The sequence below is a fragment of the Providencia sp. 2023EL-00965 genome, from assembly GCF_033550225.1.
In the GTDB taxonomy this organism is placed as follows: Bacteria; Pseudomonadota; Gammaproteobacteria; order Enterobacterales; family Enterobacteriaceae; genus Providencia; species Providencia manganoxydans.
Window position 1 is genome coordinate 66,130 of record NZ_JAWUEH010000015.1, and the last position, 22,862, is coordinate 88,991.

At 40.3% G+C, this 22,862-nt stretch carries 15 protein-coding genes; 4 read left to right on the top strand and 11 right to left on the bottom strand.

Annotated features, from left to right (window positions below; genetic code table 11):
• Nucleotides 1–2 precede the first annotated feature (2 nt).
• From SC428_RS17510 to SC428_RS17530, 5 genes are all read right to left on the bottom strand, one after another.
• Nucleotides 3–4,940 (bottom strand): DNA repair ATPase, encoded by a 4,938-nt coding sequence (locus tag SC428_RS17510; RefSeq protein ID WP_070929829.1) that lies wholly within the window; start codon nucleotides 4,938–4,940, stop codon nucleotides 3–5.
• A gap of 174 nt (nucleotides 4,941–5,114) precedes the next feature.
• Nucleotides 5,115–7,313, bottom strand: a complete 2,199-nt coding sequence (locus tag SC428_RS17515) for a flotillin family protein (protein WP_140179923.1) — start codon at nucleotides 7,311–7,313, stop codon at nucleotides 5,115–5,117.
• A gap of 186 nt (nucleotides 7,314–7,499) precedes the next feature.
• Nucleotides 7,500–8,141: an OB-fold-containig protein gene (locus SC428_RS17520; RefSeq protein ID WP_070929831.1), complete on the bottom strand. Its 642-nt coding sequence runs from the start codon at nucleotides 8,139–8,141 to the stop codon at nucleotides 7,500–7,502.
• Between the two features lie 439 nt (nucleotides 8,142–8,580).
• Nucleotides 8,581–9,492, bottom strand: coding sequence for an N-acetylglucosamine kinase (gene nagK, locus SC428_RS17525; RefSeq protein ID WP_070929832.1), 912 nt, complete (start codon nucleotides 9,490–9,492; stop codon nucleotides 8,581–8,583).
• Nucleotides 9,493–9,690: 198 nt separating this feature from the next.
• Complete coding sequence (locus tag SC428_RS17530) at nucleotides 9,691–10,842, bottom strand: SGNH/GDSL hydrolase family protein (protein WP_318709302.1); 1,152 nt, start codon at nucleotides 10,840–10,842, stop codon at nucleotides 9,691–9,693.
• Between the two features lie 229 nt (nucleotides 10,843–11,071).
• Between SC428_RS17530 and SC428_RS17535 the strand changes: the two genes are divergently transcribed.
• Together SC428_RS17535 and ykgO are read left to right on the top strand one after the other, a co-directional pair.
• Nucleotides 11,072–11,332, top strand: coding sequence for a type B 50S ribosomal protein L31 (locus SC428_RS17535; protein ID WP_070929834.1), 261 nt, complete (start codon nucleotides 11,072–11,074; stop codon nucleotides 11,330–11,332).
• Between the two features lie 2 nt (nucleotides 11,333–11,334).
• A complete protein-coding gene (gene ykgO / locus SC428_RS17540) occupies nucleotides 11,335–11,475 on the top strand; it encodes a type B 50S ribosomal protein L36 (protein ID WP_070929835.1) in 141 nt (46 codons plus the stop codon).
• Nucleotides 11,476–11,559: 84 nt separating this feature from the next.
• Here ykgO and yidZ read toward each other — a convergent pair whose 3' ends face one another.
• Both yidZ and SC428_RS17550 read right to left on the bottom strand, forming a co-directional pair.
• On the bottom strand, nucleotides 11,560–12,525 hold the full coding sequence (gene yidZ / locus SC428_RS17545; RefSeq protein ID WP_070929836.1) for an HTH-type transcriptional regulator YidZ: 966 nt from the start codon (nucleotides 12,523–12,525) through the stop codon (nucleotides 11,560–11,562).
• A complete protein-coding gene (locus SC428_RS17550; protein ID WP_070929837.1) occupies nucleotides 12,518–13,696 on the bottom strand; it encodes an MdtL family multidrug efflux MFS transporter in 1,179 nt (392 codons plus the stop codon). Before SC428_RS17550 ends, yidZ begins: the two co-directional genes overlap by 8 nt.
• Before the next feature lie 399 nt (nucleotides 13,697–14,095).
• On the opposite strand from SC428_RS17550, the gene asd reads away from it, so the two are divergent.
• Nucleotides 14,096–15,202, top strand: a complete 1,107-nt coding sequence (asd, locus tag SC428_RS17555; RefSeq protein ID WP_140179920.1) for an aspartate-semialdehyde dehydrogenase — start codon at nucleotides 14,096–14,098, stop codon at nucleotides 15,200–15,202.
• Nucleotides 15,203–15,551: 349 nt separating this feature from the next.
• Entirely contained in the window at nucleotides 15,552–16,388 is an 837-nt protein-coding gene (locus SC428_RS17560) for a BPSS1780 family membrane protein (RefSeq protein ID WP_318709306.1), read from the top strand.
• Between the two features lie 48 nt (nucleotides 16,389–16,436).
• Here SC428_RS17560 and SC428_RS17565 read toward each other — a convergent pair whose 3' ends face one another.
• From SC428_RS17565 to dnaN, 4 genes are all read right to left on the bottom strand, one after another.
• Nucleotides 16,437–18,017 carry a phosphoethanolamine transferase gene (locus SC428_RS17565; protein ID WP_140186558.1) on the bottom strand — a complete coding sequence of 527 codons (1,581 nt, stop codon included), beginning with the start codon at nucleotides 18,015–18,017 and terminating at the stop codon, nucleotides 16,437–16,439.
• Between the two features lie 202 nt (nucleotides 18,018–18,219).
• Nucleotides 18,220–20,634, bottom strand: coding sequence for a DNA topoisomerase (ATP-hydrolyzing) subunit B (gene gyrB / locus SC428_RS17570; protein WP_070929840.1), 2,415 nt, complete (start codon nucleotides 20,632–20,634; stop codon nucleotides 18,220–18,222).
• A gap of 17 nt (nucleotides 20,635–20,651) precedes the next feature.
• Complete coding sequence (recF, locus tag SC428_RS17575; protein ID WP_070929841.1) at nucleotides 20,652–21,746, bottom strand: DNA replication/repair protein RecF; 1,095 nt, start codon at nucleotides 21,744–21,746, stop codon at nucleotides 20,652–20,654.
• A gap of 9 nt (nucleotides 21,747–21,755) precedes the next feature.
• The gene (gene dnaN / locus SC428_RS17580) at nucleotides 21,756–22,859 is read right to left on the bottom strand and encodes a DNA polymerase III subunit beta (protein WP_070929842.1); all 1,104 of its coding nucleotides are present in this window, start codon (nucleotides 22,857–22,859) and stop codon (nucleotides 21,756–21,758) included.
• Nucleotides 22,860–22,862: the final 3 nt, after the last annotated feature.

The window sequence follows — 22,862 nt, forward strand, 5'->3', positions numbered from 1 at the left end:
AGTCACTGCTGACCAAGTGCTTGTACGCTTTCGACTAGATCGGCTAACTGCGCAACAACACGATCACCTACGTCAGCATTGTCACCACCAAGCGCTTTATTTCGCATGAAATCACGCTTAATTTGCTGCCAACGTGACGCTTCTTGCTCGGTGAGTACACCACGAATTTCCGCGAGTTTTAGTAAGTTCTCTTCTGCGCCTGTTGTGAGTAGCTGTGCTTCCCCAAGGTAGTGATCATCTAATAAACGCTCTAGCTCTTCTGCATTCATCACTGAAGACACTTTTTCGCTTAATTTATTCATATTACGATAACTGCCTTGTAGACGGAATGCAGGCTCAGTACGGTATTTATCGGACTGTGCAGCGCTTGCGATATATTGTTGGTTAACTTTTAATACCACATCGCGTAGCGTGAGCAAATGGCTAATAACTGCAACGATTTCACTGATTTCTGCATCTGAGTATGGATAGCTCAAGGTATTAGTCGAGACTGATTTACCCATCGCTTTATCAACGAGCAGGTAAAGGTCATTTAAATCACGTAATGCAAGAGGAGCAAGTACTGGGTTAGAGGTCAGGCTATTTTCGATATAACTTAATGCAAATGCTTCATCCATACCACCGAGCACTTCCCCTAAGTTATAGATATCTGCACGGTTAGCTAACATATCAGGAATGCGGAAAACCTCACCTGATTCGGTATATGGGTTACCTGCCATGACGACGCAGAATTTTTTACCGCGCATATCGTATGTTTTGGTTTGCCCTTTCCAAACACCTTCTATACGCCTTGTTCCATCACACAATGAAATAAATTTCTGTAAAAACTCAGGATGAGTATGTTGAATATCATCAACATACAGCATGACATTATTCCCCATCTCTAAGGCTAAATTGAGTTTTTCAAGTTCTTGCCTTGCGGTTGCATTGGGGGCTTGAGCTGGATCGAGAGAGAGGACGTCATGCCCTAATGCGGGGCCATTGACCTTCATGAAGATCAAGCCTAAGCGGTCGGCAACATATTCCATTAATGTTGTCTTACCGTAGCCCGGTGGTGAAATCATCAGCAACAGTCCCATTAAATCGGTGCGTTTACCTTCACCTAGTGCACCGATTTGTTTCGCCATGTTGTCACCGATGATCGGTAAGTAAACATCGTTAATCAATTTGTTACGCACAAAAGAACTTAGAGGCCGTGCTTTGAACTCGTGGAGTTTCAAGCGACGTCGCTCTTCTGCTACGATACGCTGACGTAATGATTGATACTCACGGAAAGCAGGGATAAATTGTTTGCGTTGACGACGCATGCGGCTGAAATAGTTATCTAAACTCAGTGAAAGTGTTTGATTTTCTATTGTTGGGTGCTCACCGAGCAAGCCATTCACTTTGAAGTAAAGGTCTGCTTCACTGTAACGTGCTGAAGCGGCTTTATCTAAAATAATGATCGCAATTGCACCTGGAATGTATGGCGTCAAATGGGCAAATTCAGCAATAGAGCACAGCCCTTGTAACCAATTTTGGATTAATGCCCAACGTTGTGCATAGCGATCCGATAGATTTTGCTGTGAGCGGTTAAAATCAATCCACATATGTGCGTCTTCTAATCTGCTTTGTAGTGCAGAAACAAGATCCCGTGCATATTTACTGTATATAAGGTCGATTGGGCTACGCGCCAAAGCAAAGCTAAGGTATTCAGCAGCTTGGGTTTGTTGATAACCTTCACATGCTATCGGGTGCTCTTGTAGGAAAAGGCTAATATCCGCTTCGATTTCTGCCTGCAAATCAAGTAAGGCATCGTCATTGTGGAATAGTTGTTGGATATTCATTGCTGTTCGAGCGCGCTCAGGCCATAGTGCCGGATATGCGTTTGTTTGTGCTTGTTCCCAGAAAATGGCCGCAATTGCTCGTGCTGTTGGGTTATAACGTAGTAAATCTGCACTTTCACCAACAGGGATCAATTTTTTCAAAATGGCAATGGCATCATGGTCATGGATACCTTTTTCATAACCCTCTTTATAGCGAGGAGCGGCAAAATCACGCACAATTTTATCCAGTTTTTCAGGCACGGATAATGCGGATTTCAGCATATTGTAGTCAAGGCCATCTTGACGTTTACTGGCTGCATAAATGATTGAGTAAGCCAAATACTCTGCACGGTAAACGCTTTCTGACTCAGATTCTAATGTGGCTGACCAATAGGGTTGTAAATCTGCTAATTGTGGGTTGTCGATTGGCTCTTGGAAATCAGTACCGGTCAGATATAACCATAGCTGGTTTTCTTTTGGCAGAATGGTTAAGTCTAGCTCTTGGGTATTTACGCTAAAGCGATGGCGAGGCCCCAATTTAATAATGTTGCCACCATCTTCAAAGATGTCTGTTTTATCGCGTAATGTACGAATTGCTTGGTCGCGCGCTGCTTTCAATTTAGCATCGATATCATCGGCTTTAACGTTATCATTGATTTCTCTTAATTTTTCAATGATTTCACGAGTTTTTGCTGCTAATGGATCTGAGGCAAAAAAAGCATTCAATTCATCTTGCGATTGTAGGCGTAGAGTACGGCGCTGTAAGCTTTCTAACAACCGTTCTGCTGCTGTTTGTAAGTTTTGGGAACGGCGTTGACGGTCATCCAGTAGTGCCTGTTTATGTGATTCAAAAGTCTCTAATAGCTCTTCACGTTTGGCTAAAATGTCATCGAGAAATTGATCATGGTTGCTGAATTGACTTTCGAGTTCTTCTAATTGTACTAACAGCCGTGATAATTGGTCATCACAACGTTCAGGGTCGGTCGAAAGTGATAAAGCATTAGTGATGCCTTGGCTAAATAAGCGAAATTGTGCGCCAAATTGGGCAACCGTTTCGACGCTACTTTGTGATTTACGTTTTTGTTGTAAGCGTGCTCTTGATTGGTTTAATTGCGCATAAATCTGTGAAATAGCATCAATGATATGAGTTTGTTGTGTCACATCCTCGAATTTTAATGATGCCATTAAATTTGATAGCATGTCTAAATCGTTAGACATGGTTTCCATTCCATTCATAGGAATGTCGAGCTGAGCGCTATTTTGTGCGCCTTCCATCTGTTCTTCAAAGGCGGCTAACTGTGTTTTAAACGGTTGTAGTGCTTTATCACTCGCAAGAAATGCCGCGGTTGCTTGGGAAACTTGTTGCTGAGTTTGAGTGATCTCTTCTTCCATTTGACCTAGTTTGGTCAAATCCATATAACGGAATTCGCGTAAGGAAATAAGATGACCGCGTTGTGCACTGAGTGCATTTAGTCCATCAACAAATTGTTGAATATCATTCCAACTCTCGGGTAGAGTTAGTGAAAGTAATGATTTTTGGCGGCTAATCGCTTCACTCATTGATTTCGCAGATTGTTGGCGAATACTTTCTACTTTTTCATATTCGTCTAACACCAACTCACTGGTTTGTGTGATTTCTTTGAGTAATTTACCAATACCTAAACACTGTTCATCATTGAACCAGTAATAGATATCTAATAGATTCTTGGGTTGTTGGCTAAGTTGTTCATAGCGAGCAACGGATACTTGATTGCCTTCAATCTCTTTGGCGATATGCAATATTTCAGAGATACCACGTACCAAATCAGCATTACCAATTTTGCCGAAAAAGCCGCCTCGAGCAGGTTGTTGATCCGCGAATTCCTCAGTATAAAAAGGTGTTTGCCATACTTGCATTGGATGAACACGAGTTGCTTCGTCACCTTCACCTTCAAATAGCACCATCTTGCCATCTTCGAGCATGGCATAACCATGGCCGATCAACGGAATAGCCAGTTTTCGCTCAATTAAGTTGTAGTTAAATAGGGCGATGCGACCTTGATTTGGTGAATAGAATACATATAGGACATCTTCACCATTAGGTGAACGACGTAGACGACGAAAACGCATGCCATCCATTGGTTGGTCGAAAGTTTTATATTCACCGTTTTGTAGATAATAGCCACCGGGGAAGATAATGCCGTGATCTTCAGGTAATTGCACACAAGCTTGGCCTATGGCATCAATGCGTTGAACCGTTTGAGTGAGCGTGTTGTAAACCAAATAACGCCAACTTTCCTCTCGATAAGGTAAGATTTTAAGAAGGATCAAACTACCTGTTTGCGCATACTCGATTTGTGCATCATCAAGTGATTGGTTTTTATCGAGAACTGCTTCACGATAAATTCCCAATCCATCTTCGGTATTATTTTCACACTTGATAGTGAGATCGCCACCGATAGTTTCAACAAAAACGGTATCTAAAATATTGATATGGGGAAAACGACCATTTACCGTGTCTTCACGTGTCGTTTTAATCCATTCAAAATCATAAGCAGGAGGAAGGGCAATATCACGTTCACCGCGGTTATCAATATAATCTATTTTACTTTTATCACTGGAAATAGACCAACGGAACACACGTACGTCGCTAATACGATCACCGATTTGGAAGCTAGCTAATAGCTTACCATCACGTTCAACCAGTTGTAATAATTGGGTATTCTTATAGTAGGTATATAATTCGGTGAAGTCTTGAACAAAGCGGGTATCACTGAGAAAGGTGCCTTCATAAGGCACGGCTTCAACATCGAAGTCGCCTTGATTATCAATCAAGCGATACAAAGAAAACACATCTTCAAGATGTGTTTCTCGTTTTAAACCAAGGAAAACATTATAGCCAAATAACAACCAATCACCGACACGAACAATATCTCTTGCTTGGCAGTTATTTTCTGTGCGAATACGGATACGGCCAATAATGTCCATTTGACTTTGGCCGAACTCTTGCAAGCGACTGTCATTGAGCTGCGCGGCTTTTTGATGAAGCTGTTGCCCTTGCTCGGTAAGGCGCTTGCGTAATATTTCATAAGCACCACCTTGTGCAACAGCACTATCCAGTATTTCCTGTTCGTGATCCGTATCCTGAATTGACATGTATCGCTGATTCCCTTGGCTATAACAAAGGCATACTTATATTCGTTATAATTCAAGTTGCAGCATTATTGACTAGGTACATGCGTACTAGTTACCTATTTTTGTAGGCTTCTAGTGACGTACTTACTGGTCGTCTAGCTGCATCTCGAATTATTTTGAGTATAAATGCTTTAATTAAAATAAATCATCAGTTGGTGTTTTTGGTTTTTCTGTGACAACTTTTGCTTGTTGTCCAGCACCTTTCGCTGCCATAAACCCATTAATCAAATCTTGAATTTCTGGGTTTTTAAGCAATGATGCAATATCTATTTTTTGATCAGTTTTACGATTCATCAGCTTTTCCACGCTTTCCTTTGCGAAGCTGCTTTTATCCATAAAACCATCGACAGCTTTACCTAAGCTCAATGCTTTAGAGAAGGTGTTAAAGAAGCTGCCATCACCACCCACAATTTCGATATTGGTTTTGGTTAATGCGGCTGCCAGAACATCAGCTTGTTCACGGGCAATTTCTTTGTTGGCATCAATAGAAGCCATGGATTGTTCGAACTCTTTTTCAAGACGCATACGGAATTCTTCATGCGCACGAGCAGTATCACTGAGGTGATCCATTGATTTAAACTTGTCAGTTAGACCGTCTGCCTCTGCTTTCAAGCGTTGGCGGATAACTTCAGCTTGTGCTGCACCCAATTGGCCTTCACCACGAGCTTGCGCTGCCAGTTTTTCTTCAAGAACTTTGGCATCAGCCAGACCCAATTTTTCTTTAGCGTTAGCTTGTTGCTCTTCACCACGTGCTTGAGCAGCCAATTTTTCTTCAAGAATTTTCGCTTCTGCAAAGCCTTGTTGTTGCTCTGCTTGTGCCTTGGCTTCCATGACCTGTGCTTCAGTTAAGCCTTTTTCTTTCAAACCACGCGCTTCTGCAAGCAATTTTTCAGCAGTAATGTTAGCTTGTACTAAGCCTTCTTTCTCTTCAGCTTCAGCGGTTGCTTGGCGTACACGAGCCTCTGCAAGGCCTAATGCCGCATGTTCGGCTTCCACCCCTTCAGCTAAACGTTTTTTCGCTTCAGCTTGTTTTGCTGATGCCTCTAGCTCAGCTTGTGCCATAGTGCTAATTTCTTCAGCTCTGTGTTTTGCACTGGCTTCATCCGCTTCTGCTTTTTTCACTTGGCGGACTAAAGACTCTTCAGCTTCCGCTTGTGCGTTGATCACGGTGACTTGGCGTAAGCGGTCAGCTTCTGAAATTTCACGAACTTCTTTAATGCGCTCTTCTTCTTGAGCGACGCTTTTCTCAACAATGACGCGTTCACGGATCACATTGGAAATGTTTTTGCGTTCTTCTTCTAACGCTTTTTCTTTTTCAATGCGTTGTAGTTCTACTTCACGTTCACGGGCGACAATTTCGAGATCACGAGCACGATTAACGCGTTCTTCTTCAATGGCAACGGCACGTGTACGGTTTTGTTGAGCGACCTCAACTTCACGCATCCGGTTTTCTTCGCGAATTTCAATTTCTTGTTGAGTTTGAATACGCGCTTGCTCGGATTTGAGGCGCTCTTCTTCTTGTACACGAAGCGTTTCTGCTTGTTCGCGAGCACGAATATTATCGATTTCACGTTTTTGGCGTGCTTCTGCATCTGCTTGTTGGCGCTCAAGCGCTAAACTTGCTTCGCGGGTTTCCACATTTTTTTTCTGGATAGCTAACTCTTGGTCGCGTTCTTTTTGGTTAGTTTCAATATTATGGATGGCTGTAATTTCGGTGATTTTACGAATACCTTCGGAGTCGAAAATATTGTTTGGATCAAGAGCGACTTTTGGTGTTTGTTCTAAATAATCAATTGCCACGTCTTCAAGTGCATAGCCGTTAAGATCTTTACCAATAACATCAACAATGCGATCACGGAAGTTTTGTCGGTCTTCAAATAGCTTGGCTAATTCAAACTGTTTACCAACGGTTTTTAGTGCTTCAGAGAACTTAGCGCTAAATAGCGTGCTGACGGCTTGATGGTCAGATGCGCGATCGACACCAATCGCTTTTGCAACTTTTAGAACGTCTTCAGTGGTTTCGTTAACGCGTAGGTAAAAGGCGACAGTAATGTCCGCACGTAAATTGTCTTGGCATATCAGGCCATCTTTACCACGGCGATCAACCTCTAAGGTCAAAAGAGAGATGCGCATGAACTCTTTTTTGTAGATGACAGGATAAACTAAGGCGCCTGTAAAATGGACTTTTGGCTGCGATGACATGTCGTTGACAATAAGCGCAGTTCCTTGCGGGACCTTGATATAGAAGGCTTTGAATAGCCCAAAGAAGCCCAGTATGACTATAATTATGCCCCCAATAATGGTTAAAAAGGGCATTAGATCAGCCAATTCCATATTTTCTCTCCGTGGGTTTAGGTATATCGTCGTTGATTATTTAAGGTATTTATATTTGTTATACTGCAAGTCACAGCGTCTTGCGCTGAGGTATGGTGACTACGCTCATTCGCGCCAGCCTCATCGTTTTTCTATGCTTCTAGAAATTTATGTTTTTCTCGACTAACTGCTCCTTGAGTATAAATTTTATAAACTACGAAATTCTTCTTCAGTCACAACAAGATAGCTGTGTGATGCAGCGTCATAGCTGATAATAACCACACGATCACCTCGTTTTAGATTTTCAGTTGCAGCAGCGCGTATTTGTAAAATCAGTCCGGCTCCACCATCTTCTAAAATGGCTTCCCCTTTATACTCGGTGACTTCGCCTGAGCGTACTGTAGCTAATTTCCCCATTAATTGATGGACGCTTTTGGGTGGGTTGGATTTTGCTAATTTTTCGCGTAGAGGTTTTAGACACCAAGCGGTTAGGTGAATTGAAATAAATGACGCGACTAATAATACAACGAAACCCACTAGGTAGCGCAGTAGGGTGATATCGATGAAGCGGATAAACCAATGCACACTAAAATAGCTCAGCAACCAGCCAAATAATGTGAATAAAGTCAAAATGATAGTGATAGGAATGCCTGCAAGCCCAAGTTTGGTCAGCCAGCCTGCAAAGCCAGTTGCATCAAAACCTCCACCATCAACAGAGGTATCAACACTAAATAAATCAATATCTAATAGACCAAAAGCTGCACAAACCCAATAAAACATCATAATGATAAATAAGCCGCTAAAAATAATGGCGGGGAAGGTCAGGCAGTTTTGTAGAAACAAACTCATAAATTTTCTCTCTATATTTAGAGTTGTATTTTATTATTACTTTTATTGTCATCATATCTATTTTAATGATTAACAATATCGGACTAGTCTCTATTATCTGGCTGATTTTTATCAATTATTTTTCAATGGCTTCTTGCGTTATCAATAACTGATAAAAATTCATTAGACAGTGTTTTATCATGCCATTAATTCATAGAAAAAGATAATCAATCAGCGGTCTAATATGTAATAAAATATTATAACCCATTGAAATTGTATGATTAAAAAAACTCCGAAAAATACGGATGACTATTGCTAAATATAGAGGGGAAATGAATGATTGAGCCGTTATTTACTATAAATTCAAATTATTACTATCTACATCATATAAGGAAATATTTCGCTATATGATGTAGATAGATATTAAAAAGATAAGCTTTTTTTGATAATGTTAATTTAATTAATCACGTAAATTTAAACATGCAGCACCTCTGGCGCCTCCTGATTCCCCATACCTTGCTCTTTCTATGGCAGGAACAGTTGCGGTGCCATATAAGTATTTGGGCACGATATTTGGCAATAATTGGTAAATTCCTTCAAATTGGGATAATCCACCACCAAGAACGACTAAATCAGGATCTAACACGGTGATGATTTGCCCTAAAAACATCCCTAATAAATCAATGTAACGCTCGACATGTTGTTTAGCCGTTATATCACCTTGTTGATAAAGCTGAATGATTTCAATTGCCGAACGCTTTTCTCCACTAAAAGCGCTATAGATACGTTCAAAGCCTGGGCCAGATAAATAAGTTTCAAAGCAGGCCTTCTTTCCACAGCCACAGGTGATTTCTGGCACACGATCGCCTAAATGTTGTGCGCCTTGTAAGGTGATATTCATGTGGCCAATTTCACCCGCAATACCATTTTTTCCAGAAAGAACTTTACCGTGAGAAATAAAACCGCCACCAACACCAGTACCTAAAATGAGTCCAAGTACGGTTGGATAGTGTTGAAAATCTGTTGCCCATGCTTCTGAAAGCGCAAAGCAGTTTGCATCGTTTTCTACTTTTACTGGGCGCTGTAGCATGTTAGCGAGATCAGGGATCAGTGGTTTATATTTTGCCGCAGGAACATTGGTGGTAAAAACTGTTCCTGTTTGATGATTAACGATACCGGGTACGCCGACTCCAACTTTACCAATACAGCTAAATTTTGTATCGGCCTCTTCTGTAAGACGCTGAAAGGTACTTAGCAGTTCTTGATAATCCTCTTTTGGCGTTGGAACCCGCTTTTGCCAGATAGGGTTCAGTGACTCATCAAATACCGCGAGCTCAATTTTTGTACCGCCCATATCAAAGCCATAGTACATTTTGATTTCCCCTCAAAGATTTATTTATCGTCAATTATTCTATATCTATTTGATAAATAATGCATATTAAATATATAGTTGCTTAATTATACAAAAGTTCTTAGCAGGTTGAATTAGTGTTTTTAGATTTATTTGTGGAGTGTGAATAAGAGGCGGGTTTTAAACAAATTTAGCCTCTTATTAGTGATTTAAAGGTTACTAAGTCAGAGGTTTGAATTTATCAGCAATAAACTGGTGCAATTCCATGGCGATAATCATATGGACTTCTTGAGACGGATGAACATCATCAATAAACAGATAATGCTGATCAATTTCCAATGGATTCTTGTTATCACGACGAATGTAACCATCAGAAAAAGGTTTATCGACCTCATAGGAGCCTGGTTTGTCTTTATTGATCCCCTCTACCGTGCTCATTACTTCATTAAATACCTTGCTAACATCAAAAAATTGGATTCGGCAAAGCTGCTGCACAGACAATAGATCAACTATTTCTTGAGTTTTTTTATTGTGTTCCGTTGATATTTTTTGCAGATACTCTTTTTTCTCAGTTGTTAATTTTTTTGCTGCGGGGGTGAGTGATAAATCAGGGATCCCCATCACCACAATATTTCTTGCACCGTTTTTTATCATTTTTTCAATATTTTTTTTCTGATCTGCAACGATAAAGTCAATATCTGTCTTGCTATAGGTCATATAATCATTCGCACCGAGAAAAACTATCCCTAGGTTTTTTTCAGTGAATGTAAGATTTTTCACTTGTTTTTCCATATTTGAGAGTATGGCAAATGTTGGGTTGAAGGTGCGTTTAAAATATGAAGCGCTAGGTGAACCACCTTCAGCTTTATTAATCAGTTCTATTTGTGGCTGAGTTGCTCTACCTTCACTGTATTGACTACTTCTCATGGCACTCGGATTCGTGAGAAATTCACTCCATGTACTACCGTTAGTGAATCTACCGTCATAGTATGGGTTGGCACGAGTTAATAGTCCTCCCGATTTTTTATACATTCTTCCTTTTGAATCGGATAGGCTGTCTCCAATAACAGTTACACAATCAAAATAGGTAATCGGTTTTTTTGCTGTTTTATGGAGCTTGTCTGCATACATTCTGGTTAATTGGAACTGTTTTCCTGAGATCCTTGTTTCTGTATGTCTTCCAAATAAAGAACCATCAACTTGATCAGATTGATTGTGTTTAGAAAAATGGGTCGAAGAATAATTGTTTTTACATTGTGTGATCCTTGTAAATCCTAAATTCGTTGTTGTTGTATTTTTTGGCGATGATGTGCTGTGTGATGTTGTACAAATTGATGGCGTTTGAGTCGTAACCGATGTATGAGATCCCATGTAATCATCCTATTAATTGCCGTGCCTATTAATTAACTTACCAACAAATATGAATTGAAAATATCAAATAAGGATTATTAAGCATGATGGTTTGTGTGTTTTTAATTTTTATTTTTAATTTAAAAACAATAAATTAGCTTGTTCCTATTCTGTGTTTTTCATAAAACAGTTGCATCGTTATTTTAAATTTTATATTGTTATATTATAACATAACAAATGGTGCATTATGATGAAACATGGGATCCATCCTCAATATCGCACTGTCGTGTTCCATGACACGAGTGCTGATGCGTACTTTAAAGTTGGCTCAACGATTAAAACGGAAAAAACGATTGAATTTGAAGGTGAACATTTTCCATATGTCACCTTGGATGTGTCTTCGCAATCACATCCGTTTTATACCGGTAAACAAAAAATGATCTCACAAGAAGGGAAGACTGCGCAGTTCCAGAAACGTTTTGCTCGCTTCTTGTCAAAAGAGGAGAAATAAACATGAAAGTACTGAGCTCGTTAAAAACAGCTAAACAGCGCCACCCTGATTGCCAAGTCGTTCGCCGCCGTGGTCGAGTTTATGTGATTTGTAAAGCTAACCCGCGCTTCAAAGCAGTACAAGGCTGTAAAAAGAAACGTTAATTTTATCTTGAAACTGTTGGTCTTCGATTTACCGACTTCAGTTTTCCTGATCCATCGCGGCAGTCCTGTGCCGTGATGGTTTTTTTAAGGATTTACAAAGTTGGCGATACCGCTTTTTATTTGTTCCCTTAACCAGCGTGTTTTGGAATTATAAGCATTTCTTTTGTGCCAAAGCATTAAAAAAGGAATATCTAACTGTTGGTAAATTTCAGGTTCTAGTGGTAAAGGGATACACACTAAATCCAGATGAAATTCATTCACATAATGTTGGCAATAGCCCGGAGCACAGGTTAGTAGTGAATGTCCTGATTGTGATGTCATTAATAATGATTGTTCGAAGGACGAATAGGATAGCTGGATATTACGCGTTAACCCCATACTGTGCAGCACATCATCGAATGCCCAAGGGATACGATTGCCATATTCAGTACTGATATGTGGATATTTTAATAAATTAGTCAGATCCCACTTTTCACTTAATAGTGGATGATCTGTGCGCACAAAGGCGAGCGGTCTATCAATAAATAGTACTTCAAAATTGAGGATATCAGGTAGGGCATTAATCGATTCTTTTGATTTATGATAACTCTCTCGCCCTAATACGCCAATATCCGCATCTCCAGCAACAATACTTGCTAAGGAGTTATAATCCCAATCACGCACATTAACATTAGATTCAGGGTATTGATTTAAAATTTTCAGCGATAAATCATGCAGCATGATTAGGTTGAGTGGCGCTTCCATCATTAAACGGAATTTTAGTCCCCGAGGTTTTTCTGTATCACGAATATCTGCAATGTAATTGGCTAAATTTAAAAATTCAGGCAGCGATTTTTCAATACGATGCATCAAGGGAGTTGAGGTTAGCCCTTGCGGGCTGCGAATAAACAGCGGGTCATCAAACCACTGGCGCAATTTAGCCAATGATTTGCTGACGGAAGAAGGCGTGATAGACAGTCGCTTAGCCGCTAAAGTGACACTACGCTCTTCGACAAGATATTGCAAAATGACGAGTAAATTTAAATCTAATCGATGCAATTGTTTATTCAAGGGATGCAACCTTACTGGACAGAGAAGATATTTTCAGTAATACCATACCGATAATAGCAGCTGCCAGTAAGATAATAAAAAGCATCTGTACTGAAGCGATGCCTACCCAACCCATAACCCAAATATATAGAGAAGCGAAACTCAATTGTGAGATAGCTAAAATAGAACTCGCGATCCCTGCTTTTCTGGCGTAAGGCGATAGTGCTTGGCTCATTATGATGCCAAATAGCATTGAAAAACCAACGCCACATAAACCGAAAACAATAAATAACAGAGGGGTATATTTAATTGCCAATAGATAAATTAATAAAAGTACCGCATTTAATAAGAACAAGCTGAGCGCGGTGTATAACAGTGTTTGGCTTTTAAATGTTGAGATCAATTTTGGCATTGAAAATGAGGTTGCCATACTTAACATCGCAAGTAAGGTCATGGATGTTGAAAACTGTCCGGTAGTAAAACCAAGGTTACCCATTAAAATGATCGGTGACACATTTACATAGGTCAAAATGACAGCAATACCAAAGCAAGAAATCACTAAACGAGTAAGAAAAAACAGGTTAAGAAAACGTTCGTCGGCAAGTGGTGCTGTCGTGGTACTTGGTGCTTGTTTATTGATAGAGGGTTTGGTCTCTTTTATACCAATTAAACAAAACAGAATACTGACTATTGCGTAAGCCGCCATAAAGTAGAACATGACTGACCAATGATAAAACAGCAGAATACCAAAACCTATTACGGGTGCGAGCACTGGAGCAATGCAGGTAATACCATTCATCATTGATAGTACTTTGGTTCTGATCCGCGCTGATAGAACATCACGTAAAATAGCAAAAGTGACGACATAGCAAAAACCTGCCCCGATACCCTGTAAAAAGCGCGCACTTAAGAAGACATTTACCGTCGTCGCTGAGCCCGCCATGATAGATGCGCTAGCAAACATAAAAGCGCCAACTAAAACGACGGGTTTACGACCAATATGATCTGAACACCATCCAGCAATTAACATTGTTGATGCCATGCCTGCTAAATAGATAGAAAAGGCAATGTGTAGCTGGCTTTCGCTAGCCTGTAAATCAGCGGCAATCAATGGAATACCAGTAAGATGTAAGTCGACGCCAAGTGGATAAATTAGCACTATCCAAAAGCTAAAAAGGACATATTTGATCATGGGATAACAGCATCCAGATAAAAAAACAGGGAGGCGATTTTAATCAGTATGTGCTATTCAAGGTATTGATTAATAGTAAAAGGCAATTTTCCAATTTGGAAACTTCATCGGTAAATAAGCTCAAAATCATTCGAGGAATCGCTAAGCGTAAGAAAATGAGGTGGCTAGTGCGAGTGAGTGCAGCCTTATACCTTAACAAAAAGCGCAGCAACGTGAAGTGTGACGAGTATATTAGCGAAATTACTAATATTCTCATTAATAGTTATGAAATTCACTTGCACACTGGTTCATATTTTGTCAGCTTTAAGTAGTCGATAAATTTTCAGTTTCTGCTGTTAGTACGCAGTGGGAAATTAAAATTTATTGCCGTAAAAATTTTAAACAGACAGGGTGAACACAATGAAAAATGTAGGTTTTATCGGCTGGCGTGGTATGGTCGGTTCAGTTTTAATGCAGAGAATGGTAGAAGAAGGTGACTTTAATGCAATTCATCCTGTATTTTTTACCACTTCTCAGCATGGTGCAGAAGCACCCGCTTATGGCGGCCATCGCGGAACGTTGCAAGATGCCAATGATATCGACGCGCTAAAAGCGTTAGATATTATTATTAGTTGTCAGGGCGGTGATTATACCAATGAGATCTACCCAAAACTGCGAGCAGCTGGCTGGAATGGATATTGGATTGATGCGGCATCTGCACTACGTATGAAAGATGATGCGATTATCATCCTTGATCCAGTTAACCAACAACATATCCAAGACGGATTAAATAAAGGCATTAAGACCTTTGTTGGTGGTAACTGTACGGTCAGTTTAATGCTGATGTCGCTGGGTGGTTTATTTGCGAATAATTTAGTTGAGTGGGCGTCTGTTGCAACATACCAAGCCGCTTCCGGTGCTGGCGCTCGTAATATGCGTGAATTATTGGTACAAATGGGTGAGTTACATAGCCAAGTAGCGAAAGAATTACAAAATCCAGCCTCAGCAATTTTAGATATCGAGAAAAAAGTGACTGACTTTACGCGTAGCGGCGCGATGCCAACAGATGCATTTGGTGTGCCGTTAGCGGGTAGCCTTATCCCATGGATTGATAAAGCGTTAGAAAATGGTCAAAGCCGTGAGGAATGGAAAGGCCAAGCAGAAACTAACAAAATCCTAGCTACCGGTAATAATATTATCCCTGTGGATGGTTTGTGTGTACGTGTAGGTGCACTACGTTGTCATAGCCAAGCATTCACTTTAAAGCTGAAAAAAGACATTGCACTGAATGAGATAGAACAGCTATTAGCGTCTCATAATGAGTGGGTGAAAGTGGTGCCTAATGATCGTGAGATCACCATGCGTGAATTGACGCCTGCTGCGGTAACCGGAACATTGAGTACCCCTGTTGGTCGTTTACGTAAGCTTAATATGGGGCCTGAATACCTGTCGGCATTTACCGTTGGTGACCAACTACTATGGGGTGCCGCTGAGCCGCTACGCCGTATGCTGAATATTTTGTTGTAATTTCATTTCATTAAGCTCCCTTATAGCAATAAGGGGGCTTTCAAAGTAACTTCAGGCAGTAATTAGTCTGACAGCCAATGATGTTTAATTTTATAAACTAGTTTCTTGATTGCTCAGTAATAAAAAGCTAATGCAGACTTGCTATGCTTAAATTGGATCGTACTTCATTTAGGTATGATAGCGATGTTTATTGGTATTCGTCACAGTGATTTATTCTTTTTTAGCCTAATTATCTCTAGAGCTATTCAAAATATCATATGAATTTTATTTTATAATTGTTTGGTTTTTTGGTTCTTAGTAAAATATATGCATGTTTTTATTACTTAATGTAACGATTTAGTTTCTGAAAATGGATAATAATAGTATAAATAAGAATAGTTCTTCTACCTTCGCATCTTTTTTTGATAAAAAATCAAAAAAAGAGTTTGTTTTTATTGATAATCCAAAAAAAGTAACGGCCAATTATGGTATTGATTGGTTTGGTGACGCTTGGAATATTATTTTTCAAAACTTTTTCATGTGGTTTTTAGCCGTTTTTATCTTTGGCTGCATATATATTATTATGTTTGCTGTTGATTTTTCTTTTTTTGATGATTCAGTCGTGAGTTTGTTAATGTCATCACTATTCATGGCTGGGTTTATCGTTATGTGTAGCAATCAAGAAATCACGGGAAAAATCAATCTTAGTCTTCTTTTTATTGGTTTCAAAAAGAATACAGGAAAGCTTCTTTTGTTAGGCGGCATCAATGTGTTGTTTGGTTTCATTGTATCTTTTATAAATGATATTGCTATTGATTTATTTATAAATTCAAATACATACCATTATTATAGTTTACTAGAAAATACTTCTTTAATAGTAACAAGAATACTCTCAGCCATATTTGTTATTTTTACAACGTATATCTATGTGGGAATGTTTTGGTTTTCCCCTGCATTGATAATTAATCATAATTTTTCTGTTATGGATTCGATTAAAACGAGTTGTCTTGCTTTTAAAAGAAATATTATTCCATTTTTTGTTTTCTTTATCATTATTGGCTTAGTTTCTATTGCATCCATTCCTCTTTACTTTGGCTTTATTCTTATGCCGATGATTTTCCCTGCGTCTTATTATACGACATACCGAGTTGTTTTTTTTGAAGAAAGTAATAACACATCCATGTCATTCCAAGATAATAACTCATAATATGGGTCATAGAGCTTGTGTGATATTAATGCTCTTTTGAATAGAGCATTAATCATGAGTCTTTTGCTCAGAAGGCAGGTTTTTTAAACTCAGTAAAGTTCGATTGCCATCAATCATAGTGATTTCTTTCTGTGCTTGATAACAGCTATTTAGCGGCGATAGGCACGCCTTAGGGCTATGTTGTTGTATACCGAGCCAATCGCTAATTAACCAATAGTTGTTGGCTGTTGAATAAGGTGCGTTGAGTGCCGTGTTATCCAACGAGGGTTTTGCACTATTTGGGCTATACCAAACAAACAAGGGGATTTCATACGCCTCTTTAGTTGGGTTATTGACCCCGTGATGGTAATAAACATCATATTTATCATCTAAACGTTGTAATGCATGATCAGAAAAATACATTACAGTGGCGGATTTACCTGAGAGCTGTTGTAAGATGTTTTCGATCAACGCATCAGTGTAAGCGATAGAGCTGTCATAGCAGTTATCATCTTCTTGAGTACTAAATTCTTGATACTTCTCTTCAGGGAAACGATTACAGGATGGCTCATGGCTTCCATAGGTATGCAAGACGATCAGTTTTTTCTTTTTCACGCCATCATTAATGGCGTTGTTGAAATAGCCTAAAATTTCCTCATCATAACCGACAAACTCATTCCACTTTCGATGTTTTGCCATACTGGCAATAGTGGAAATTATGCTAGTTTTACGATTGGTTTTACCTTGATTGCTTATCCAATAGGTTTCAAATCCAGCATGATTGGCTAGCGCGACAATATTGTCTGCATAGTGTTGCTTGTCTTGCATTTGCGAAAAGCTGATATTTGACAGCGAGATAGGGACTGACAAAATGGTTACTGGTGCGGGTGAGTAGGCTTGGTCAAATACTAACATTTGCGATTTTCGCTGATCTAAATTTGGGGTTGTCTCGTATTGATAACCGTAAAGGCTTAAGTGATCTCGACGTACTGATTCGCCAATGATCAGCACATAAATATCGCTACTCGCTTCTTTTTTATCATACTGATATTGCACAACTGTATTCGGTATTTTGGTGATTTCTCTATTTTCATAGAGGTTTCGAACCAGCGCTGATGCATTATAAAAAGGCGTATGAGAGAGATACTGTTCGGCTAATAAGAGATAGCTCCCAGGTTTTGGAAGTAGTACCGCAGAATGTGCAGGAATAACAACAAGGTAGCCAAAAAACAACCCTAAGCTAGCCCATGTAGTCTTACGATTGAGATATTTAGCACTTTTATGGATGCTGATAAAATAAACAGCAAAAACAATAATATAAAAAAGAATGTAGTATTTATTATAGGAAAGCATACCAACAGTTTCGCTACTGTTGGTATTGATAAAGGTTTCAGCGATTGATGATGAAAAGCGGATATCGTGTTTTTGATAAAAGAAAAAAGACACCGATAGGTTAAGTGCCCATAACGCACTTATCAACACAGTGAATATTTTGCCTGCTAAGCTTTTATACACTCCTGCGCAAATAAACATCAACAGCATGCCCGTCACTATAATGACGAGCTTAGACAGTAAGCTAATATCACCACCCAAGAGCGCTGGCATCGCAGAAATCAGCAGAAAATAAATCGATATAATCAGTAAACGCATAACCATTATTAGAATATTTGTCAGTATTTTTTCTAGTGAGTTAGGTATGTATTTATTGGTTATAACATAATAAAAGCGTGTGTAATCAATATTGGCGGGGTAAAAAACTGTAAACTAGCGTGAGGTTAAGTCATAGAAAGAACAAAACCCCATGTTTTTACACGGGGTTTTCATTCTTATAACATTATTTCATGGTTAAGAATTAGATATCAATATTTGCCGCTTTCAGAGCATTCTCTTCAATAAAGGCACGACGAGGTTCAACTGCATCACCCATTAATGTTGTGAATAGTTGGTCTGTAGCTATCGCATCTTTGACTGTCACACGCATCATACGACGTGTATTTGGATCCATAGTGGTTTCCCATAACTGCTCTGGGTTCATTTCACCAAGGCCTTTATAACGTTGTACAGAGAGACCACGACGTGATTCACGAGTGAGCCATGCTAACGCTTCTTCAAAATTTTCGATATTTTGACGGCGTTCACCACGTTCGATGTAAGCTCCTTCTTCGATAAGATCAGCAATCATGTCTCCGAGATGGGTGATACGACGATATTCACTACCGTGGACAAAATCAAAGTCTAAGTTGTAGTCAGTATCAACGCCATGCGTACGAATACGAATGGTAGGTTCGAATAGCTGGCGTTCACGGTTTTCAGTGATGCTATAGCTATAAGTACTTCCCAGTAGCTCGTTCTCTTCTAAACGCTGAACTAAGGTTTTAGCCCACTCTTCAACTTGCTCGTTATTTTTCAATGCATCTTCTGTCAGCGTTGAGTGATAAACTAAGCTATTGAGCAGAGCTTGCGGGTAGAGGCGTTCAAGGCGACGAATGATTTTATGTGCCGCATTGTATTCGACTACCAATTTTTCCAGTTCTTCACCTTTCATCGCAGGTGCATCGGCACTTAAATGCAGCGCTGCGCCATCAAGAGCAATAGAGATCAGATACTCATCCATCGCATCATCATCTTTAATATATTGTTCTTGTTTGCCTTTTTTCACTTTATACAGTGGTGGCTGAGCGATATACACATGACCTCGCTCAACAATCTCTGGCATTTGGCGATAGAAGAAAGTGAGTAGCAGAGTACGAATGTGTGAACCATCGACGTCAGCATCCGTCATGATAATAATGCTGTGATAACGCAGTTTGTCTGGGTTGTACTCATCACGACCAATGCCGCAGCCTAATGCGGTGATTAGGGTTGCCACTTCTTGTGAGGAGAGCATTTTATCGAAACGCGCTTTTTCAACGTTAAGAATTTTACCTTTCAGAGGTAAAATTGCTTGGTTCTTACGGTTACGGCCTTGTTTTGCAGAGCCGCCCGCAGAGTCCCCTTCCACTAAGTAGAGTTCAGACAGTGCAGGGTCGCGTTCTTGACAGTCAGCCAGTTTGCCTGGCAAGCCCGCTAAGTCTAGTGCACCTTTACGACGCGTCATTTCACGTGCTTTACGAGCCGCTTCACGTGCACGCGCTGCGTCAATGATTTTACCAACAACGATTTTTGCATCGTTTGGATTTTCTAACAGGTATTCAACAAAACGTTCGTTCATCATCGTTTCAACAGCGGTTTTTACCTCTGAAGAAACCAATTTTTCTTTGGTTTGTGATGAAAACTTAGGATCAGGGACTTTGACAGAGATAACAGCAATCAAGCCTTCACGAGCATCGTCACCCGTTGCGCTGACTTTGGCCTTCTTCTGATAGCCTTCTTTATCCATGTAGTTGTTCAAAGTACGCGTCATTGAAGCTCGGAAGCCTGCAAGGTGAGTACCGCCATCACGTTGTGGAATGTTGTTGGTGTAGCAGTAAACATTTTCTTGGAAACCATCGTTCCATTGCATGGCAATTTCAACACCAATGCCATCTTTCTCGGTTGAGAAATAAAATACGGATGGGTGGATTGGCGTTTTGTTACGGCTTAGATACTCAACAAAGGCTTTGATACCACCTTCATAGTGAAAGTGATCTTCTTTACCATCACGTTTATCAATCAGTCTAATTGATACCCCTGAGTTTAAGAATGACAGCTCGCGAAGGCGCTTAGCTAAAATATCATACTCAAATTCAGTGATGCCTTTAAAGGTATCCATGCTTGGCCAGAAGCGAACACGTGTTCCTGTTTGGTCAGTTTCACCGACGACAGTCAGTGGGCCTTGTGGCTCACCATGGCTATATACTTGTTCGTGAACTTTACCATCGCGACGGATAGTCAATTCGAGTTTTTCAGATAAGGCGTTAACAACAGATACCCCAACTCCATGCAATCCGCCGGAGACTTTATAGGAGTTATCGTCAAATTTCCCGCCTGCGTGCAGAACAGTCATGATAACTTCTGCTGCTGATACTCCTTCTTCTTCATGGATACCTGTTGGAATACCACGACCGTCATCTTGAACGGAGACCGAGTTATCAGCATGGATTGTGATCACGATGTCGTCACAAAAACCGGCGAGGGCTTCGTCGATAGCGTTGTCGACAACCTCGAAGACCATGTGATGAAGACCGGTACCATCGTCGGTATCACCGATATACATGCCTGGGCGCTTACGCACCGCATCCAGCCCTTTTAATACCTTGATACTTGAGGAGTCATATGTATTCGACATCAACGTTTCCCGCTATATTATTCCTGTGGTTTAACTTCTATTTTGCCATGTTCTACGCTAAACATCTTGCTATTTACATCAATCATGTCTTGAACTTGCTCAGGTGTAATTGCACTAACAAACACTTGAGCTTGCGTAGCCTTGAGACGAGCTGCCAATAATTGACGGCGGCCTGAATCAAGTTCCGAGGCAAAATCATCCAGTAGATACAGGCATCGTTGCCCGCTCTGTTGGGTGAAAAATTCACCCTGCGCTAACCTTAAAGCGCACATTAAAAGTTTTAGCTGACCGCGTGAAAGCATATCTTCCACAGGGGTGCCATTGGCCCTGATCCGCAAATCCGCTTTATGTGCCCCTGAGGCGGTATAGGTTAACGCTTTATCACGCTCAAATTGGCGCTCTAATAATTCTGAATACTCAATTTCTTTATCCCAACCGCGTTGAAAAGAAACTGATAATACAAATTCAGGTAAAAATTGTTGGCAAGTTTGCTTAATATTTTCAGCAATACCCGCAATATAGTCACTACGCCATTGACTGATTTGTTCAGTTAATGGCGCCAATTGTTGATCCCAATGACGTATTTGCTCATAACGACTGACTTGGCGTAATGCAGCATTACGTTGCTTTAATAACCGTTTTAAATCGGACCAAACGGAAAAAAACAAGGGTTCATTATGAAAGCACCCCCAGTCGATAAATGCACGTCGATACTTTGGACCACCATTCAGTAATGTAAAGCCTTCTGGGGTAATCAATTGCATTGGCAGTAATTTTGCCAATTCAGCAATTTTATGGCCATCTGTACCGTCGATTCTTACTTTACTATCACCCTCACGGTTTTTACTTAAACCAAGTGACAGCTCTTTGCGTGACCCATCAAGATGGCGCAATTTCCCATGTAGGATAAATTGTTCCTGTTCGTGACGGATCACTCGGTTTGCTTGAATGCTGCGAAAAGCACGACCATGTCCAAGTGTATAAATCGCTTCCAGTACACTGGTTTTACCGCTCCCATTTGGGCCAATTAAAAAATTAAACCCATTAGCTAGCGCGAGATCGGTATCTTCAATGTTACGAAAATCGCGGATCAATAAACGCGAAAGGATCATAGAAAATGATTACAAACGCATTGGCATGACAACATAAACAGCAGCGCTGCTCGCGGAGTCTTCAATCTGCACACTCGACACTGCATCGGTTAAGAATAGTGTCACATTTTCGCTTTTTAATGCATTTAGCACGTCTAAGATGTAGCTAACGTTAAAGCCGATTTCCATTTCAGTGCCTTGATAGCTGACATCAACAATCTCTTCAGCTTCTTCTTGCTCTGGGTTATTGGCAGTAATACGTAATTGGTTTTCACTGAAATACAAGCGAACACCGCGGAATTTCTCATTTGATAGAATTGCCGCCCGGGAAAAAGCTTGTTTGAGTAAATCACAACGCGCTTCTAATGTTTTGTCTGGATTTTTCGGTAGCACGCGGCGGTAGTCAGGAAAACGGCCATCAACTAATTTTGAGGTAAAAATAAAACCGCCGACATGGGCGCGTATATTATTGCTACCGATTTGTAGTTGTACGGGTGAGTCGCCGCCATCTAATAGGCGCATTAACTCAATAACCCCTTTACGAGGAACTATGACCGAATGTGATGGCAGCTCTTCTTGAGCGATTTCCATCGAACAAACCGCTAAGCGGTGACCATCCGTTGAAACAGTTCTTAATAGCTGCCCTTCGGTTTCAAATAGCATACCATTAAGGTAGTAACGGACATCCTGATGTGCCATTGAAAACTGTGTAGCTTCAATCAGGCGTTTCAGGATGGACTGTGGCAGTGAAAATTCAACTTCACTTTGCCAGTCATCTAAATTAGGAAAATCGCTCGCCGGTAAAGTTGATAACGAGAAGCGGCTACGCCCAGAGCGAACCAATAACCGGTCATCATCGAGTTCAACACGGATTTCTGAACCATCAGGAAGCCCACGCCAGATATCAAAAAACTTGCGTGCTGGAACGGTAGTTGCTCCAACTTCATGTTCCTGTGTTAGGGGAACATTGGCCATCATCTCCATTTCTAAGTCGGTTCCCGTCAATAGCAAAGCCCCTTCTTTTACTTGTAACAGAAGGTTGCCCAAAATAGGTAGCGTCGGACGCCCGCCTAATGGGCCACTAACTTGTTGTAACGGTTTTAATAACTGCTCACGTTCAATAGTAAATTTCATAGC

Excerpts from the sequence above, each read along its gene's own strand:
- SC428_RS17510 (WP_070929829.1), bottom strand. The coding sequence starts at position 4,940 with ATGTCAATTCAGGATACGGATCACGAACAGGAAATACTGGATAGTGCT.
- SC428_RS17515 (WP_140179923.1), bottom strand. The coding sequence starts at position 7,313 with ATGGAATTGGCTGATCTAATGCCCTTTTTAACCATTATTGGGGGCATA.
- SC428_RS17520 (WP_070929831.1), bottom strand. The coding sequence starts at position 8,141 with ATGAGTTTGTTTCTACAAAACTGCCTGACCTTCCCCGCCATTATTTTT.
- nagK (WP_070929832.1), bottom strand. The coding sequence starts at position 9,492 with ATGTACTATGGCTTTGATATGGGCGGTACAAAAATTGAGCTCGCGGTA.
- SC428_RS17530 (WP_318709302.1), bottom strand. The coding sequence starts at position 10,842 with ATGGGATCTCATACATCGGTTACGACTCAAACGCCATCAATTTGTACA.
- SC428_RS17535 (WP_070929834.1), top strand. The coding sequence starts at position 11,072 with ATGAAACATGGGATCCATCCTCAATATCGCACTGTCGTGTTCCATGAC.
- ykgO (WP_070929835.1), top strand. The coding sequence starts at position 11,335 with ATGAAAGTACTGAGCTCGTTAAAAACAGCTAAACAGCGCCACCCTGAT.
- SC428_RS17550 (WP_070929837.1), bottom strand. The coding sequence starts at position 13,696 with ATGATCAAATATGTCCTTTTTAGCTTTTGGATAGTGCTAATTTATCCA.
- asd (WP_140179920.1), top strand. The coding sequence starts at position 14,096 with ATGAAAAATGTAGGTTTTATCGGCTGGCGTGGTATGGTCGGTTCAGTT.
- SC428_RS17560 (WP_318709306.1), top strand. The coding sequence starts at position 15,552 with ATGGATAATAATAGTATAAATAAGAATAGTTCTTCTACCTTCGCATCT.
- SC428_RS17565 (WP_140186558.1), bottom strand. The coding sequence starts at position 18,017 with ATGCGTTTACTGATTATATCGATTTATTTTCTGCTGATTTCTGCGATG.
- gyrB (WP_070929840.1), bottom strand. The coding sequence starts at position 20,634 with ATGTCGAATACATATGACTCCTCAAGTATCAAGGTATTAAAAGGGCTG.
- recF (WP_070929841.1), bottom strand. The coding sequence starts at position 21,746 with ATGATCCTTTCGCGTTTATTGATCCGCGATTTTCGTAACATTGAAGAT.
- dnaN (WP_070929842.1), bottom strand. The coding sequence starts at position 22,859 with ATGAAATTTACTATTGAACGTGAGCAGTTATTAAAACCGTTACAACAA.